Below are 18,292 nucleotides of genomic sequence, written 5' to 3' on the forward strand. Positions count from 1 at the left end.
AGCCCTCGCCCAAGGGGCGAGGGAACAGGAGTTCTGGCTCCCTTCTCCTTGGGGAAAAAAGTTGGGGATGTAGCTTGCTTCCCGTAGGGTGGGCAATATACAGGTTACAAAAAAGCTTGTCTGAATTTGCACTAGCTACCATTCCGTAGTGCAGTCGTCTCGACTGCAAGCAGGCAAGCCTGACCTATAGTTGCTGAAATGTCAGGTGTCAGGGCGCAGGTGCTAGGGAGAGAGTGCTAGGTATAACAAGTGTTCTAGCCTCCAGCCTTTAGCCTTTGCCTTCACTGATTTCCCTAAGCTTCCAAACTCTCAACTCTCAACTCTCAACTCTTATCCCTCCCCCTCCCTCTTCCCGACTTCTTCTCCATCCTTTCTTAACCTGAAACATATCCACCCAAAGCTCTTGTTCAATCCAGAGGTTTTCAATGAGCGCTACCTACGAATTTCCTGAGGAAATCGCTTCCACTTTGACCAATCCGGCATTGTATGAAGGAGATTTTGGGACGGCAGTGGTTGAGTTGCAAAAGCTCCTGAATGCGAGGGGAGCCAATTTATTAGTGGATGGCTTCTTTGGTCCAGCGACGAAAGCCGCTGTTATTCATTTCCAGAAGCATTATGGGCTGGTGCCTGATGGGGCGATCGGTTCCATTGTCTGGAAGGAGTTGCGCAGCAGAAAACTCCCTGTTCGTTTGGATGATATGTGTTTGCTTTATAGTCCGCAAACTCTGCCTCATCAGGCTGAAGCTTTGCAATGGTTGCAAAGTCAAATTCCTGCCAAAACCTTAGACGAGTTTCTCCGTCGCTGGCAGAGGCAGGCATAGTTCAGGGTCAAAAAGTCCCCAGCCTGAATGCCTGTGGTCTACCGATTTCAAAAAATTGCTGTCAGATCCTCTGCCCCAAACGCCCCTTTTGCTGGCAGTCTACCTGTAAGGAGTTCCTCCATGATGAATACAATTTACAGACTTGGAACTGCTGTTGGAGCAACCGTGGCAATCCTCATCACTGCCAACACATTTAGCGGACAGCCTGCTTCCCTAAACTCAAATGGGCAGCATTTTTCGCAATTGTCCATGCCTGTACCCCCGGCACCCGCGATCGCCCAAGTTCCTTAAATCAGCTCAAGTTGGGGTTGATACCCAGTGATCTGCCCCGACGAATCAAATCATGCTCAAGCTACCCAAATCCCCATCCAATTCCACGGTTACACCGACGGGCAGGGTTGCATTTGCCCCATCATGTCCAAAGGGAAGACTGGCGACCACAGGGATGCCCAAATTGCCCAGGCGATCGCGCAGCACCTCTTCAACGGTGAAACTGGGAATGTTCGCAGGGGGATGGCACTGGCTGAACCGCCCGATGGCAATCCCTTTGATCGGCTGGAAAAACCCACCCAATCGCCACTGGGTCAACATCCGATCAATCCGGTAGGGTGCCTCTCCCACATCTTCAATCGCGAGAATGACCTCGGAGAAATTGGGCTGAATTGGGGTACCCAACAGATTCGTAGCCACCGTTAAGTTCACGGGTAAAAGGATGCCTGTGGTTTTGCCACCGCCCCAACCGGTTCCTTTGAGGGGAGGCAGCGATCGCCCTTCTACCCAGTCGAACAGGCGCTCAACCGACCAGGCGGGTTCTGCTGCCAGGGTTGTCAGTAAGGGACCATGAACGCCTGAGATTCCCTGGTGGCTGAGGCTGAGCAAGAGGCTGGTGATGTCAGAAAACCCCACCAGCCATTTAGGTTCTGGCAGGTGCCATTCCCAGTTCTCCAGCAAGCGGGCACCCCCATAACCACCCCGCGCACACAAGATCCCGCGACAGTCTGGATCATTCACTGCCGTGAGAAGCTGGTGACGGCGATTTTCGTCTGTACCTGCCAGATACCCCCAACGGTCATCAAAGCCGGGAGTCAACTCAACCCGGTAGCCCCGCGATCGCCAGATTTCTACCCCTTTGTGAAACGCTTCCAACTCTCGCAAAGTGCCACTGGGAGCAATGACACGCAATAGGTCACCCGGTTTCAAAGGAAGGGGAGGGGTACAAAGTTTCATAAAAGAACAGGGTAAAACGAGTTCCAAAAACTGTACCGCTTTATGGGGAAGGGCGTTCACGAGAATGGTATCGTTTAATTCTTAATGCCCAATGCGATCGTGATGGAAAGTCAGGAGTTTAGGGATCACAATGAAACGATTCACTTCCAGCCCCCTTCAACCCGGTAGAGCAATCATTCTGGCAACGCTGACTCTGGTGACGGGTATTCTTGCTGCTGCCTGTCAGGAAACCGCCCCGCCCCAGCAGGGAACTTCCCCAGCAACAGGTGATACAGGCGGGTTAAAGATTGGTTCCCTACTCCCTGCAACTGGCGACCTTTCCTCCATTGGGCAACCGATGCTGGATGCGGTACCCCTGTTGGTAGATGCGGTCAATCAGTGTGGTGGAGTCAATGGTGCTCCTGTGACATTGGTTCCCAATGCCGATGACCAGACCAGCCCAGAAGCTGGGCTAGAAGCGATGACCCGTTTGGCTGAAGTGGAAAAAGTGGCAGGGGTGGTTGGCTCCTTTGCCAGCAGCGTTTCAACGGCTGCCATCCCTGTAGCCGTTCGCAATCGGGTCATGCTAATCTCCCCCGGCAGTACCAGTCCCGTTTTTACAGAGCGGGCGAAAAAGGGTGAATTTCAAGGCTTTTGGGCACGGACAGCCCCACCAGACACTTACCAGGCACAGGCATTAGCAAGATTGGCAGGCGAAAAGGGAGCCAAAACCGCCTCGACGATTGTGATTAATAACGATTATGGAGTTGGCTTCGAGCGGGAATTTGTGCAGGCATTTCAAAAAGCGGGTGGCAAGATCACGAATGCAAGCCGCCCCACTCGCTATGATCCCAAAGCAACGACCTTTGACACTGAGGTACAGGCAGCCTTTTCTGGCAATCCCGATGCGGTGGCAGCCGTTCTTTATGCTGAAACCGGCAGTTTGCTGCTGAAATCAGCCTTTGAGCAGGGGCTTAGTAAAGGGGTACAAATTTTGCTGACCGATGGGGTTTACTCTCCCGACTTTCCTGAGCAGGTTGGCAAAACAGCCGACGGCAGGTTCATTCTGGCAGGGGCAATGGGAACCGTGCCCGGTGCTGATGGCAAAGCGTTAGAGGCGCTGACGAAACTTTGGCAAGAGAAGAAAAACAGACCCGTGAGCGCTTATGTCCCCCATTCCTGGGATGCAGCCGCTTTATTAGTCCTGGCAGCCCAAGCCGCAAAGTCTAATACGGGTGAAGGGATTAGCAGCAGAATTCGGGACGTTGCCAATGCTCCTGGAACGGAGGTCACCGATGTTTGTGAAGCCTTAAAACTTCTGCAAGCAGGACAGGAGATCAATTACCAGGGAGCCAGCGGCAACGTTGATATTGATGAAAATGGAGACGTGGTTGGCAGCTACGATGTTTGGCAGGTGGGAGAGGACGGCAAAACAAACGTCGTTGGCAAGGTGAGTCCAAAATAAAGGATAGGTGTGGGGTGAACAGTCGGTCGTTGTTAGTTGTTAGTCATTAGAGGTCTAGTCTAATAACCAACAACTAGCAACTAATTTCCCTGTACTCGACACCCACTGGTTGCCCTTTGCCTTTTGATCCCTGATCTATCGAGCAAACGGTCCAAAGGTATAGGCAAGCCCTAGCAGAAAGCCAATGTCAAACGTATCAATGGGACCGATGTTAACGCCGAGGGTGGCAGCAAATTGATCACTGATGGGAATATCAATCCCGCCAGTTAACAACATATCGGCATTGCTGTCATCTCCTGTGGAGAAAGAAGCGCCAATCCCAGCGTAGGGAGCAATGCGGATGTACTCTGACAGGTTAATTACATCAAAGTCGTAGGTGACGGGCAGCAGGAACGTCACATTGCGTGAGATGAGAAGACCTGGTCTAAATGAGAAATAAGAACCCAGAGCAATCTTGCTGTAAATAGCTCCACTGATCCGTCCCAGGGCGCTGTCACCCCCGGCTCCAAAGTTGACCCCACCCCCCAGATAACTTGGATTTTGACGGGGTGGTAGATCGGGAACGATGTCACCAACGGCGATCGCCGGTGTTGTAATTGTTTCAGTGCCAAAGGTATATGCCAGGCCAATGATGAAACCAATGTCAAACTTGTTGATCGGAGAAACATTGACGGAAACGGTGGCTGCCAGTTCAGGGTTAAGGGGATAGTCCAAACCCGCGGTCAATAACAAGTCGGCATTGCCACTTCTGCCGGTTGCAAAGGTTACCCCTGCGCCCACATAGGGAGAGATACTGCCCGGACCCCGATTTGGGAAATCGTAAGTCACCGGAAACAGAAAGGACACATCATTAGAAACCAGGATGGCTGGGCGGAAAGAGAAATAGGGGCTGAAGGCAAACTTACTGAAGGCAGCAAAGCTGACTTCTCCTAAAGCCGTATCGCCGCTACCTGCTCCCAGGTTTACCCCGACCCCAACGTAGCTAAATCGGTAACGGGTTTCTACGGCAGCGGGAACCTCTAATGGGGTAGTCTCTACCGGAGCAGGCTCAAGTGGTTCTCCGGGAGTACCGGGAACAGGTTCTGAAGACTGAGCATAAAAACCAGATGTAGACGTTGAAGCAGTGCCTGGGGCTGGAATCGAGGCGGATGGCTGGGTAGGCTCAAATTGAGCGGCTTCAGCAGAAGCTTCTGGCTCGGGGGCTGAAATCTCTTTCAGGCTGGCGGCAACCGAGGCAAGCTGCTCTAAGTTGATTGGACTTTCTGTAGCCTCGGTGTTTGGTTTCACTGCATTCTGATCAATCACTTGAGCAGTCGTTTGCAGTCTATTCCGAAAGGTTTCTGATGTGGTTGTCTCAGAGACCTGAGCCTTGGCTGAAAACTGCCCACAGGCGATCGCAGAAACGGCGAGGCTAACTGATAAAAGCATCCGTTTGAGCACAAGGGTTTCTTTCACGTTCACTTCTCCACACACTAATGAATTCGCTTGACTTTCACCCCACAGGATCTAGTCCAAATTGATAGTAAACTTCACCAACTTAGAAACCCGTGGGTTTTCCTGGAAAAAATCTCCAGTTCTCAATTTGGATGAGGTTTAGTTCGGATTTAGATACTGGGACTGCTTATGTTCAGACTGCAATATTTGAGCTTAGTCAGATATTGAACATTTCCTGTTAAAAGCGCCTCGCCCATCGGGCAGATACTTTCAACCCTGATTTGACTGAACCTATCTAAATGATTTGTACCTAACTGTCAGAATTTTACAAGACTAAAATCAATCCAACGATCTATATTCATAGTTTGTTGTAGGGGATCATTGATTGAACTTGCTGGTAAGCAACTGACCAAGCCTTAGCCTGGCAGATTTATTGATATTAATTCTCAGCTACTGGTCCCTGTCCCAGGAATACTACCGCTTCCGCAACCCATCGCGAGATCGATGGCAAAATCGCTTCATTCTGGCTATGTTCCGTGCCTTCAATGAACACAACTAATAGGTAAGGACGAGCATTGGCAAGTTCAACGTAGGCAGCATCATGACGAACCCGGCTCATCAGACCTGCCTTTGACCAGATGCACGTCTCTAGAGGCAGTCCTGCTCCTAAAAAGCCAGTGACTTGATTTTCGGGATCGGCTGCCAGATGTTCAGGATTCAGCGATCGCCGCATCAGTTTCATCATCGCCTGCGATCGCGCTGGGGATACCGCCACTCCACCGACAATACTGTGCAATAACCGGGCTGTGGCGATCGTCGTTAGCATATTGCGATTTTCCATCAGTTCGCCATAGAAGATCCGTTCGCGCCCGTAGGGACCATCGCACCAGGTTTTCTGGTTGACGTTAATCGTCTCCAGTTCTTCCCAATTGAGGGACTGAAAGTAGCGATTCACCAGATTACGCTGCTGTTTCCACGTCTCAAACGGACCAGAAGGTAATTCAGGACCGCTGGTGGTACCCGTTAGCACATCGACTACCAGACCCGTTGCATCATTGCTGGAATCTACAATCATGTCGCGAATTGCCCGCTCCAGTTCTACCGAAGTCTGCACCATACTTCGCTCTAGCCACTCGTGGATAGCAACCAGATAGAACAGTTTGACCACACTAGCGGGATAAATGCGCTCGACTCCCCGATAGCTGTAACCACGGGGTGAGTATTGCCAGAATTCTGTGGCACTCAGCGCCCCACCCGTGTTGACCGGGGCAGGGGGATCGTAGACCAACCAAGTCAGTGATATCTGATTCCGAGCAAGTCCCGGAAACTCTGCCCAGGTACTTTCCAGGACGCGATCGCCTAACGCTTCCAGTTGCTCATCTTTATGGAAAAACATGGATTAGTGGGGTGAGGGGTGAGGAATTTTTAGTTGTTGGTTGTTAGGGGAGGGAGGGGGCGATAGGGTTGGTAACAGTGGTCAGTAGACAGAGCCATACAGCCTTCAGCTTCCTCCCCATTCCCCATCAACTTTACAGATCAAAACTCTTAACTCAAAACTCTCAACTTTGAATTAATTCCCAACCCCTATTTCCTCATCCCTTCAGGTAAAACTTAAACCGTTCCCACAGTTGCTCCGTCGTTAGAGACTGGGTGAAGTATTCGGTGACGGCGTGACCAAATGCCCAGGCGTTGCGATCGGGAGGGGTGTCGTTGTCTAGCAGAAGAGTCCAGAGGGAGAGCATATCAAAACTGGGGGCGTTGGGGTCGCTTTCGCTGAGTAGGGAAAACAGGTCGTAAGCCATTTGAAGTTTGCCGATCACCAAGGGGAGTTGCTCAACCGGGATCTTTTCTGCCAGTAGATATGCCAGGGTTGGTGAACCCGTGGTTAACGTGGAAAGAAAGGTCAGGACAGGACTCTTGAGCAAACTGGTAAGCCCCTGAGTAGTCGTCATCTGGAAGGTGTAATGGTCAATAATTTTGGCAGCACCCACAGTGCGAGCTTCCAGGTTGCGGAGAAAACGGGCGAGGCGCAACTGCTTGGTGGGGGCGATCGCCTGTAATAGCTCTAGCGATAAAATATCGGCATTCCAGGAGGGACGACCGCTAACCGAATCACTTGTAACAATAGGCACAACCGCATTACAAAAATTACCTAGTAGTTGGGTCCGGTACTTTGTGGCTTCCCGGATAGCAATTTCCTTTGGGCGATCGCCCCTTTCCCAATCATAGGGAGGATCCCATTCTCGGATGGGACGCAGACGATCTACCTGGGTCACAACGGTAATGATCGGTAGGTCAGCCACGATATCCCTGGCATCTTTGAGGAAATCCCCGTCCATTTGGAGGGCAGGGTCAAGGGCAGGCGTAACTAGCAGTAGCAGATCTGCTTTTGTTACATAGTCAAGCACCTGTTCGCGTAAATCGGGGCGATCGACTTGTTCGTACCCGGGACTATCCCACAGAGTCATAGTTGCTCCGGTTTCTGTCTGCCAGTGATAATCCTGCACCTGTTCTGTACTGGGCAACATATCTACCGCAGCCCGGTAATCTACAAACAGGGTGTTAATCAAGCTACTCTTACCTGCGCCGGTTCGTCCAACCAGCAAAAGGTTGAGCGGTTTTTGTTCAACGGTTTCTGGTGGCTCTGCCCGGGTCAGAATGTCGCGTAATGTTTGCGTTTCAGCCTTGGGTAGGGTGGGGGTTTGAGTCGGGGCTAAATCCAGCCCAGGGAGTGAGGTACCCCCGTAGAGGGCGATCGCCTGCCTGCCCAAATTTCTTAAGGCTGCTTCTCGTAAGAGCTGGCTCAAGTTTGCTAGAAGTTGCTGATTTGCCCGCTCTCCGTAGCCTTGAGTAGCGGTTTTGGCAACAGCGGCGGCGGGGTTGAGGAGCCATTGTGACCAGTTCCAGACTTGCCAGATTTTGCGGGCAGACGGCTCTAGCTTTTTATAAATCAGATATGCCTGGTAAGCTTGTCCCACAGTCACCTGGTTCAGGGCAGGTGCTAGCTTCTGCATCCACTGATCCAGGTCATCCATAGTGCCCCGGATCAAGCGATATGCCTGAGGTACATAGATATTCAGCAGGGGATGTTCGACTTGGGGATAGTAAGCACGGGCGATCGCCTCAACCAACTGTTGACAACGCTGCCAAAACTGATTCCCGTTTTCCCACAGGGGCGCATCGTTGCGGGCTTCCTGCAAAATCTTTTCAAGGGCGGCTTCTGCTTCCTGGGCAGCTTTACCAGCGGGCACCGTTGAGGGTGCAGCCGTGGTGGCTTCCAGTTCTTCCGTCATTTCGTCTACAACTGCCTTCACCTGTGCCAATGCTGGTTGAGTCCAGGTGACCAATAGCCAGCGCCAGCCTACGAATAGGACAACAAAAATTCCCCAGACCCAGCTAATTCCCCACTGGTGAATCTGAAGTCCTGCTGCCACCATCAAAAAGCTGACGATTACTGCGATCGGAAGTGCCAGTAATAGCCATTGCCAGAGCTTGAGTCGCACCATTGCCTTCGCCTGCGTGACCATTTCCCTATTGTAAGAGCCATAAGAGACTCGTGCAGGTTGGCAACCAGGCAGTTAAGGACGGAAACCAAATTGAATTGGATTGAAGTTGGAATTCAATTTGACTTGGTGAGGTAATGAACCCAATCGGAGTTGACCAGAGAGGATAGCCAGGGCAGCGGTAATGGCGATCGCGTTCACCACAACTGCGCTTTTGTTTAGTAATGAGTCAGACATGGCGATTTCAGGAAGATATTCAGGTGATCTAGTTATGTCATCTTCCTTAAGTCTGAGACGTGACTGATAACGGGATTAAAATAGGATCTTAATCACCTGAATTCATGATTGAAATCACATCTAAATCTAGGAAGTAGAGCCTGAGAAGGTTCTGTTTAGCCCTATCGCTATTGGCTTTCTAAAAATATTGTGGGGATATCGGATTTCAACCCCTGATGAACTCTACCTTAAAGATTAAACTTGATTTAATGTAGGGTCTTACAAGAGTTTCGCTGTATCCTATGGCAACGATGGGGGGAACAGTTGTACAGATATTGCGGTAATTCTTTGCTAAATCTTTTTTCGCAATTTTTTGAGGACATAGAGTTCTACCTAATGGACTGCTTGTAATTATGCTTGGTAGCGTTAAAACTGTCCTTGGAAAAGCACTTGAGAATGTTTTGTTTGCGGTTAACAGCTAAAAGGAACCCTCGGCAATGCCTGATCTCAATCTCCCTCCTGATGATTTACCGCCTGCCCAAACCACTACCTCTGATGAAGTCCTACGACACCAACTGGAAGCTGCTGTTGCCCGCTGCTTGTACGAAGCCTGTGATGGGGTGACCCAGTCGATTCTGATCGCTTGTGAGTGGTACATGTCCATCAATACTTCTGCTCTAACTCTGGTGATTGCTTGTCCCGATGGCTCAACCAACTGGCGAGTGCTAAACAATCTCATTCCTTTGGGGCATCAACTGGCGCGGTTCTGCGAAAATGCCTGGATTCGGATCTGTCCTCTAACAGGCACGGACATGCCGCTTGAAGTGCATGTAGACGAGATTGATATTTATCGGCATGAGGGGCAATGAAAATCAGCTTTGGATCTCAAAGGTTCAAACGGAGGCAAGACTGCCAACACCGCATTTGTTAGAGTTAGCTTAAAAAATAAACCCTAACCTCAGTTCCCAGTCGGTTTCCTGCCTGACCAGTTCGATTTGCCGGAGGAATTCACGGAAGTAAAAGCGCCGTTCCGATTCGGAAAGGTCGAGCCAGAATTGGGGAATGGAGACTGTTTGGGCGATCGCTTTCAGATTAACAGGGGGCAACTGGGAGAGTTTTGCTTGTAGTTCAGCCATTTCGGTACGGAGTTTGTATGCCCTCAGATCGGCGGTTTCCTGGTCTAAAACGCCAGTGGCAAAGAGGGGGGGAAGTTGCTCCAGAATTGCCTGTTTGGCAGCGATCGCCCCTTCAATCCCTTGCTTGATCCGATCCATGTCGGGCAATGGAGCACCGGAAACCGCGCGGGGCAGGTCTGTACAGATGCGCTCAATTGTCTGCTGCAAAACCTGCTCATAGGGGATGAGTTTGCATTTGGGTTGTCGGGTGCAGCCGCTGGGGCGCAGATAAAGATACTCCTGGTCTTTACGGGGGGTGGTAACGCGGGTGACGGTCATGGGGGACTGACACTCGCTACAGGTAACAAGTCCAGCCAGCGATCGCGGGGCACTGGCGGTACGGGCAGGCAGGCGGCGGTTCCGACGCAACAGGCGATCGACCTGAGCAGCTTCGTCCCGCGAAATAATGGCTTCGTGAGTGTTCGGCACAATCTCGCCATTATGATATTCCAGGTCACCCCGATAAACCGGATTCGTCAACCAACGGTGCCCAGTCGAGACTGAAATCTTCTTGCTATAGCGCTTTGCTAAGTAACGAACTGCTCCACTGAGAGAACCGTAAAGCAAAAACTGCTCGAAAAAATCCTTCACAACGGGGGCAGTGGCGCGATCGACGGTGTAACGGGTTTTGCTGCGACGGTAGCCATAGGGAGCTTTTCCTGGCGGTGGCATCGCTTTGATTCGGTTGCGGGCGTGACCTTGCCGGATACGACGACTCTGCTGTTGCTGTTGCAACTGTTGCAGAAGCTTGAGCAGGTCTGCCTGAAGGTCAGTAGTTTGGAGCGGGTGCGGGTCTGGGGTCGATTCGAGCAGGATCAGGCGGATGTTGAGGGCTTCGAGTTCGGCAAGGCGATCGCCCAGTTCCTGAACGGAGTCCCCCAGGTTATCTAACCGTTGCAACAGCAGGTAATCGGCGGGCTGGCGCTGGCAGTCCTGCAATAACTGTCGCCATTGAGGACGGGAATGATGGGTAGTATTTTTTGCCTCTTTCCGTTTACTGGGGTCAGGTGTAATTTCTACTGCCCTATCTTGATACACCCTATCCACTTCCCAACCCCAGCTAGTGGGGTCTGGTATGGCTTCGAGCAGGGGATTGCTGTAGAGATAAGCAATGATTCTCATGCAAAAGGAAAGGAACGGGGAGGGGTAGCGGATATCGGTGGCGGGTGTACTTTAGCAAACTAGAAACCGCTGCCTATAAAGAAAATATTAAAGAAGAGTGTTTCCAAACTCAAATCGATTCATGAATAACCCCAACCCAATGTCGAGCATTCTGACGGACTTGGAAAAGCAAATCGTTTCGCGGGCAGTCGCTTAATGCGAGTTCGCAACGTCAAGGGCTTGCGCTCGATCGCCTAAGTGTTCCGTTTGCCAACGGTGTGCTTGGACGGCTCTAAACGTCTTACAGCCATTTTCATTTGTGTATGCCACATAAATCTTTCGTTTTGTCTGAATGCACAGGCATTCGCTGTGTGGCACTCGTCTGAAAACCGCTGTAAATAGGCTCCCCAGCCTAAGCCTGCGGCACGCTACGCCAACGCTATAGTCATGTTGGATGCCAAACGGCTCAAGCAGATTCTGCAATTGATTGAAGGCATCATCTTTATGGTCTGCTAGAACATAAGCTAAAATTTGTCCCGTTTGATGGTTGATAAAGGCTACGCCCACACGACGTGACCGCTGCCATTTCCATTGACTGTCCTATCACTAATCGGTTGCTTAACCGTTGGTCAATAACCTTGATAAGTATAGTTCGGAATAAAGCTTTGATGTGTGCAATTGGAGTTGCAACCCTTGTAGCGCTACTTGCCTGCGGCTAATTTTCCATGTTTGACGATCTGAATTCAACCACAACTCGGACAGTATACAGGTTATAGCACCACTGGCATCTTTTCTACCTTTAAGATCTCATTTGCAAATTCTACTATCTCTTTGTAAAATCCACACCTCTACAACACTACCAAAGTCCAATTAATCAATACGGAAAATGCTGTGTTTTAAGATAGTGCATCGCATTAGCGATCGCCCGTCTGTTTGATAGGCACAGACTCTACCAGTGCAATTCGTTTCACCCCATTACAACTCTGGTCAGAATTAAGAACAGAGTTGCTGCATGGAAATTCAGTAAATTCGCAGGGAGTTCCTGGCAAACACTTCAGGTAGCTGATTTCACAAGAGTAGTTACCGTCTTTGAACAGACTGCTCACGGCATAAACCTGATCGCACTTAAAGTTAATCGCCTGAGCAACGGTCTTCACTTCAAAAATTCGGCAGTGTTCTGGTTTCCTAGAACGATCTTTGTTTAATGCATCCGTGGTTGTCACCGCACACACTAACACTCTCGCTGCTGGCTGAATTTGCCTGGTTTGGAGAGCGATGACGGGTTGAGTTGGGCTAGAACTGCGGTTGACTGGAGCGCTACTTTCTACCGGCTGGGGTTGATTGGGAGAACTGTCTGCCGCCAGGGGATTTCCCCGCAGAGTGGACTGATAAGGAGTTGTGACACTTCCCTGACAACCTGCCATCATCAAGGCAATCAAAGCCACGAACAGAGTCGAGCGCTGCATCTTCTTTCCTCCAGAAGTTCTGTTTATTGATGAATTCAATTCGATCGTCAGGAACCACTGAGTCAGCGATCGCTCCAGAACAAGCAGCAGGTACTCCGAATCTGTCAATTCTAAACAGATGGCTATGGGCTATGACAGACTAGGACGCTTCGTTCAACTCAATCACGTTACCATCCGGGTCTTGGGTGAACAGGGCTGCTCGACCAGAAGCGCTCATTTGAATTGGACAGCCATGAGCCAAAAGATGTTCCTTCGTGGCAGCTAAATCTGTGACAGAAAACGCAACATGCCGATTGCGTCCCCATTTTTCCAGGTTGTTCAGCGTTCCCGCTCCCGAGTCAGCAACCATCAGGTGGATTTGGAAACCTGCGATCTCATACCAGGCTCCTGGAAATTTCAGCACCCGGTCTACTTTGGGTAACCCTAGAACATTGCCATAAAAGTGTTCTGCCCGGTCTAGATCAGAAACGAGGATAGCAGCATGAAGGCAGCGGGTGATTTGCATTAAGTTCTTCTCTGACTAAAAATTCCCTGAAAGGCAGTTTGTTCGGCAGCCATCTTTCCCTCGTTCAGCAGATAGTCAAAAAATGCCTGGGTAATGATAGATAACTGTTTTCCAGCCGGGTAAATGACATACCAGTAACGCTGTATTGGAAAGTTTTCTACATCCAGGATGGTGAGGGGACTGTTGGTGCCTTCCAGCGCCAGTGTGTGTAGAGAGAGGACGGAAATGCCCAGCCCCCCTGCGATCGCCTGTTTGATTGCCTCATTGCTGCCCAGGTCAAGCTTCACATTCAGGCTCAGCCCCTGGTCATCAAACAATTTTTGTACAGATTTACGAGTACCTGATCCCGGTTCTCGCATGATAAAAGGTTCTTCCGAGATGCGCTTAAGGGCAATATTTTTTTCCTGCGCCAGAGGGTGGTTGCGGGATGCCAGAACTACCAGAGGGTTTTCCAGAAAGGGATGCACAGCCACGTCTAAATCGTCGGGTGGCTGGCTCAAAATGAAGAGATCATCCCGATTGTCTATCAGGCTATCGATAATACGTTCATGGTTGTCCACCGTCAGGGAAACATCAATGCCGGGATAGCGTTGACAAAATGGACCCAGAAGCCGGGGAATCACATACTTCGCCGTAGTTACCACTGCCAGCCGCAGAGTTCCCTGCTTTAATCCTTTGAGATTAGCAACCGAGATCTCAAACCGGGACAGTCGTTCAAAGACTTCTCGACAGGTCGTATACAACTCCTTCCCTGCTTCAGTTAAATAGAGCCGCTTACCGACTTGCTCAAACAAGGGCAGCCCCACCGCTTTAGACAATTGCTTGACCTGCATGGAGACGGTCGGCTGAGTCAAAAATAACTCTTCAGCCGCGCGGGTAAAACTACTGTGACGAGCAACCGCTTCAAATACTTTTAATTGGTGGAGCGTTGCGTTTTTCAATCCCTGACTCCTTTAGGAACCGAAATATAGCGTTTCTGAAGCCAGCGAAGTACATGAATAGTCATGAAAGCTCACATCTGCTGGATAAGCTGTATTTCACCAAGCAAAGAAATGCTATATAGAAAATTATCTATCCTAAAGGCTTTATATCAATCTATTTTCCTATAATTTTTATGATCAAACTTTTCCGTGAGAAATCTCCGCCTCTAGCTTCAAAAGAGTAGTAGAACTTAGCGTATCCCTCTTTAATAACTTCGGGAAGAGTGAATTTTAGAGAAAAAAGGCGGAAATTCTTCTATGGCGTGAGTCTTAGAATTTACAGCTTATTTCCAATAATTCAGCGCTTTCGACATTACAGTGTATATGCCTGGATTCTTTGCGTTCCAAAATGGAACTGACTATTTGCAAACTAACGGCTCAAATCAGCGTCAGCAGATAAGCTTGAACATCCACTGATAACCTCTGTTCCGTCTGCACCAACGCAGTGTTAGCTGGCTGTCATAGACACATACCTAATTTTGCTACCAATGTTCCAATATCAGTCCATCCACACAATCAAAATCAGTATCATCCATCATTATCCAACCATTTTCTAGGCATTGAGCAGCAATCCATACATCATTCATTGGAATTGGTCGCCCCTTACGCTTCAATGCTAACCGTGTTTGGGCATACGCTGCTGCTTGGCTCTAGCACTTCATAACCCTGGGTAACGAAAAGGATTATTTGCCCTAACAAATGCTTAGTGGTTTGCTTGTCATGACTAATTTGCGCCTGCACTTCATAAAGGGCAGTGACAAATGAATCAATTGCTTTCTGATTATCAAGATACTCATCAAGGTGCAACAAAGAGCATCCATTTGGCATTTCGGCTAATTCTTTATTCCAATATTCTGATAAACGAGCAAGGCTTTGAGATGTAGAGTTAGAAACTACTCTCTCTAGGGTTTCTCCGATATTACTTAACTACGACTCACGGCAATTCACCATCAATCGTCCACGATACTCAATAGCTCCCTGACCCATTAATGCCTCCTATCATGTCTAACGTTCCTGCTGAGCGGCTGCAAGCAACCTTCGCAACACCACCAGGATCTATCGACAGTCCGCTCCAGCAGGGTTGTTAGGCAGAGATTGATAATGATCCTAAATCGGTGGAAGCTCTTCCCTACTGGTATCCACTATCAAAACTTCACCATTTTGACCATATACCACTCCATCTTTTTGACGATATCTTCTGCCTCTATCTACAAGCTGGGAAATAGCCTGACTCACCTTAAATGGGCGACAATCAAGTTGAGAGGCTATTTCATTATGTATGCCAGGTTTCCAAGGTTGTTCTGGAAGAATTGCGTCCACGGCATTTAAGAAGTCCTCTGGTAAAGGTTTAGATGAAAAATTATCATGAATTGTACGTTGCCCGACCACTTGAGGTAGAGCAATATCATAGGTATCTGAAGCGATTTGAATACAACGCTTAACAAGACTAGGACTCTTGTAATCTTTAGCTTTGGGCTTGTCTCTTCTTTGACTTTGGATGAGTAACCAAACCTCTTTAATTGCAGTAGGATCGATCCGACCAACATCTAGTTGAATAAGCTGCTTTGAGGTAAATACAAATGTTTTAAACAGACGACCAACGACAATTAGTGCTACAAGGCTACGCCACTTCCAAAGAAATCGTTCCTCATTTGTACGAACTGTTTCCAATCCTTCATCCACCCGCTTAAGAATTTCAACAATTGAAACCCATGTTTGCAAAGGTATAGAATCTGAAAAGACTTGCGAGTAAGTATCATCACGCTGCATAAATCGTGCTCGAAGACCTGCCGCTTTAGCTGGATTTTTTAATACAAGGGATACCATGCCGCCCGCAAGATATAGGGGCGTTACAAACTTAGCTGGTGGTTTTCCAATATTTCGGTAGTAATTTTTTCTACGTTCATAGAACCAACCATATCTTTCTAGAATTTCTTCAATATCGCGCTGAATTTTATCAGTAGCACGTAAAGAAGCTAGTTCAACGGCAGTTTGATTATTAGTTGCACGAATAACACGATCACGAACAGTTGCATCAGAAGATACTAGAACTTTAACTAGTAAAGATCGGCTATATGACTGGGAATTATTTGCTTGAAAATGCTTATAGATACTCTCAGTTGTTTGAAGTCCATTAACAATTTGAATATCATCAAGGTGGATCACCTTTCCTGACACATTTGCATTGCTAGACAGCATTGTGACACCATTATTTAGCCACCAAAAATCAGGAGCGGTTTGATCTGAAAGAGATGCCATAATGTCTTCATTTACTCTATTTGATCCCAAATAGTCGCGCACATTAGAATCAAATAAGTATCGACGAATGTTGCCATTTTCATCAGATACGAAGTCGTAATAATCTTCTATTCTTGCCAACAAAACATAGCTTGCTTGCTCAAGAGAAAGAATTTCGAGAAAGCGAAGCGATATAGAAAAAGATTTAATACGACGATGAAGTGCAATAAGTTCTGTAGAACCTAAAAAGTCAAATTTAGATTTACATACACTAAAGAAATTTTCTGTAAGAGCTACGATCTGATCAGCTCTAGCTCGGATATTGTCAGCAACAGAACTAGAATCACCGCGTGAAACGTAAGCAAATCGTATTGTAAAAGTCGGGTTGGCTGATGAAAGCTTTCGATATGCCTGACAAAGACGTTCTCGTGCATCCAGTAACTCATCAGAGTAAACCCCATGAAGATTACTGCGATCCAAGCTTAAGTCAAACAGCTCCTGAACACTTGCAAGAAGAGCATTGAGCGGTGCTTGCTGAAATGTTTCATGTGATTTGCAAGTAATAACATAAACGAGAATTTCAGCATTCCTTTTTGGAAAAGAAAACCCTTCTATATCTAGAAGTAAATTTCCATTTACAAAGATAAAGAAACCATCTATGCCTCCATCATCACGACCATCAACCCATCCAGAATCAATCTCATCGAAAGAAAGATCAAAATCCTTGAGAGTTTGTTCAAAGGCAAAAAACTCAAACACTTCGTCGCGTCTAGAAGATGGATAGCCATCAGCTAGGCGTTGATCTATTAGTCCATCTAAGAGAATGACATCATTCTTTGCCATAACTTCAGGTCGGAAGGTCGTTAACTTCTACGTATTACTCAATATTATTCATGTAAGGATAGAAAAATGTGGGTGGTGTCTGCCTAACGGTGAAGTTGTGCGGCGGCTAGTAGCCTATGATACCTACAGACAACATTCGCTCCGTCCGCACCAACGCATTGTTCGACTGATGGCTCACGCGATCTGAATTAATATGGTGTGAGAGCCTTCTGACATGAGATGTTTGCGCGACCATATTGAAAATATTCTATAATGAAACCCAATCACTGATTCAGTTTCACTCCAAAATGTGGCAAAGGTAAGAGGATATTTAGATGACCTTACAAGATGAGATTGATTTAAGAAGTACTGAGGTCAAGTCTGATAGCTACTCAATGTCAATAGGTGAGTTGACTAACCTCTACCAAGATAAAGAAATAGACATACATCCTGAGTTTCAGCGTTTTTACCGTTGGTCTCCTCTACAAAAGACTAAGTTAATAGAATCTATCCTGCTGGGAATTCCTCTCCCGCCTATTTTTGTATCCCAAAGGAAGGATGGGGTTTGGGATGTTGTAGATGGATTACAAAGATTATCCACTATTTTTCAGTTTATGGGAATTCTTCTGGATGAAGACGAGAAGAAAGTTGAGCCTCTCACTCTGGAAGAAACAAAGTATTTGCCCTCGCTCATAAATAAGAAATGGGATAACCCGGAAGATCTTGAGAACGCTTTCACTGCGGCTCAGAAGCTTTTCATCAAGCGATCTAAGTTAGATGTCAAAATCATATTGAAAGAGAGTGATGAAAAAAGTAAATATGAATTGTTTCAGAGATTGAATACAGGGGGTTCACCGCTTTCGGATCAGGAGTTGAGAAATTGCATTCTGATTATGGAAAATCGCAAGATGTTTTCCTGGTTATCTGAGCTATCTAAGGATGAAGGATTTGAACAATGCATTGTCTTAACAGATCGTGCCAAAGAAGAGCAATACGATATGGATCTTGCACTTCGATTTGTAGTCTTTAGGACACTTGATGCTGAAGAAGTCAAGAGAGCGAAAGACATCAATGAGTTTGTTACAGATAAAATGCTAGAGATTGCGAGGAATCCCAATTTTAACTTTGATCTGGAAGCCAAGGCATTTAAAGCTACTTTCAATATCTTAAACGAAACTATAGGAGCAGACTGCTTTCATAGATATGACGTTCAAAAACAAAGGGGCACCTCGAAAAATCGAAAAATGGGTGTCTCAACTTGAGAATGAGCAGCTAAAATGTCGGCAGTTAGGCTATCCGAGAACAGCAATGGGGCAAACAGGTTTCTGGGATTTAGAGCAACGCCAGCAGAATTAGCAGC

General features: G+C 47.9%; 15 protein-coding genes and 1 pseudogene. 5 read left to right on the top strand and 11 right to left on the bottom strand.

The features are described from left to right. Nucleotides 1–425 precede the first annotated feature (425 nt). The gene (locus AC1S52_RS27480) at nucleotides 426–821 is read left to right on the top strand and encodes a peptidoglycan-binding domain-containing protein (protein WP_482032232.1); all 396 of its coding nucleotides are present in this window, start codon (nucleotides 426–428) and stop codon (nucleotides 819–821) included. A 120-nt stretch (nucleotides 822–941) separates the two neighbouring features. Further along, entirely contained in the window at nucleotides 942–1,112 is a 171-nt protein-coding gene (locus tag AC1S52_RS27485) for a hypothetical protein (protein ID WP_482032233.1), read from the top strand. A 45-nt stretch (nucleotides 1,113–1,157) separates the two neighbouring features. Here the strand turns inward: AC1S52_RS27485 and AC1S52_RS27490 are convergent, their stop codons facing one another. Beyond that, entirely contained in the window at nucleotides 1,158–2,048 is an 891-nt protein-coding gene (locus AC1S52_RS27490) for a S66 peptidase family protein (protein WP_482032234.1), read from the bottom strand. A gap of 130 nt (nucleotides 2,049–2,178) precedes the next feature. Here AC1S52_RS27490 and AC1S52_RS27495 point away from each other — a divergent pair, with 130 nt between their 5' ends. Beyond that, entirely contained in the window at nucleotides 2,179–3,492 is a 1,314-nt protein-coding gene (locus AC1S52_RS27495) for an ABC transporter substrate-binding protein (RefSeq protein WP_482032235.1), read from the top strand. A 135-nt stretch (nucleotides 3,493–3,627) separates the two neighbouring features. Here AC1S52_RS27495 and AC1S52_RS27500 read toward each other — a convergent pair whose 3' ends face one another. From AC1S52_RS27500 to AC1S52_RS27515, 4 genes are all read right to left on the bottom strand, one after another. After that, complete coding sequence (locus AC1S52_RS27500) at nucleotides 3,628–4,947, bottom strand: hypothetical protein (protein WP_482032236.1); 1,320 nt, start codon at nucleotides 4,945–4,947, stop codon at nucleotides 3,628–3,630. A gap of 418 nt (nucleotides 4,948–5,365) precedes the next feature. Then, nucleotides 5,366–6,322, bottom strand: coding sequence for a serine hydrolase (locus tag AC1S52_RS27505; protein ID WP_482032237.1), 957 nt, complete (start codon nucleotides 6,320–6,322; stop codon nucleotides 5,366–5,368). A gap of 196 nt (nucleotides 6,323–6,518) precedes the next feature. Further along, nucleotides 6,519–8,453 (bottom strand): GTPase family protein, encoded by a 1,935-nt coding sequence (locus AC1S52_RS27510; protein WP_482032238.1) that lies wholly within the window; start codon nucleotides 8,451–8,453, stop codon nucleotides 6,519–6,521. A gap of 51 nt (nucleotides 8,454–8,504) precedes the next feature. Beyond that, nucleotides 8,505–8,666: a hypothetical protein gene (locus tag AC1S52_RS27515; protein WP_482032239.1), complete on the bottom strand. Its 162-nt coding sequence runs from the start codon at nucleotides 8,664–8,666 to the stop codon at nucleotides 8,505–8,507. A 476-nt stretch (nucleotides 8,667–9,142) separates the two neighbouring features. Between AC1S52_RS27515 and AC1S52_RS27520 the strand changes: the two genes are divergently transcribed. Beyond that, nucleotides 9,143–9,514, top strand: a complete 372-nt coding sequence (locus AC1S52_RS27520) for a hypothetical protein (RefSeq protein WP_482032240.1) — start codon at nucleotides 9,143–9,145, stop codon at nucleotides 9,512–9,514. 69 nt (nucleotides 9,515–9,583) lie between these two features. On the opposite strand, the gene AC1S52_RS27525 is transcribed toward AC1S52_RS27520, so the two are convergent. From AC1S52_RS27525 to AC1S52_RS27550, 6 genes and pseudogenes are all read right to left on the bottom strand, one after another. Further along, complete coding sequence (locus AC1S52_RS27525; protein WP_482032241.1) at nucleotides 9,584–10,942, bottom strand: recombinase family protein; 1,359 nt, start codon at nucleotides 10,940–10,942, stop codon at nucleotides 9,584–9,586. 87 nt (nucleotides 10,943–11,029) lie between these two features. Then, nucleotides 11,030–11,452 (bottom strand): annotated as a pseudogene (locus tag AC1S52_RS27530) (IS1 family transposase); the annotation flags it as partial. Nucleotides 11,453–11,835: 383 nt separating this feature from the next. Continuing rightward, entirely contained in the window at nucleotides 11,836–12,387 is a 552-nt protein-coding gene (locus tag AC1S52_RS27535) for a hypothetical protein (protein WP_482032242.1), read from the bottom strand. A gap of 139 nt (nucleotides 12,388–12,526) precedes the next feature. Further along, nucleotides 12,527–12,892 (bottom strand): VOC family protein, encoded by a 366-nt coding sequence (locus AC1S52_RS27540; RefSeq protein WP_482032243.1) that lies wholly within the window; start codon nucleotides 12,890–12,892, stop codon nucleotides 12,527–12,529. Continuing rightward, nucleotides 12,892–13,833, bottom strand: coding sequence for a LysR substrate-binding domain-containing protein (locus AC1S52_RS27545; protein WP_482032244.1), 942 nt, complete (start codon nucleotides 13,831–13,833; stop codon nucleotides 12,892–12,894). Before AC1S52_RS27545 ends, AC1S52_RS27540 begins: the two co-directional genes overlap by 1 nt. A 1,146-nt stretch (nucleotides 13,834–14,979) precedes the next feature. Next, complete coding sequence (locus tag AC1S52_RS27550; RefSeq protein WP_482032245.1) at nucleotides 14,980–16,953, bottom strand: AIPR family protein; 1,974 nt, start codon at nucleotides 16,951–16,953, stop codon at nucleotides 14,980–14,982. A 314-nt stretch (nucleotides 16,954–17,267) separates the two neighbouring features. On the opposite strand from AC1S52_RS27550, the gene AC1S52_RS27555 reads away from it, so the two are divergent. Continuing rightward, entirely contained in the window at nucleotides 17,268–18,194 is a 927-nt protein-coding gene (locus AC1S52_RS27555; RefSeq protein WP_482032246.1) for a GmrSD restriction endonuclease domain-containing protein, read from the top strand. The last annotated feature ends 98 nt before the right edge of the window (nucleotides 18,195–18,292 follow it).

It is taken from the genome of Kovacikia sp. CALU 1929 (assembly GCF_056784235.1).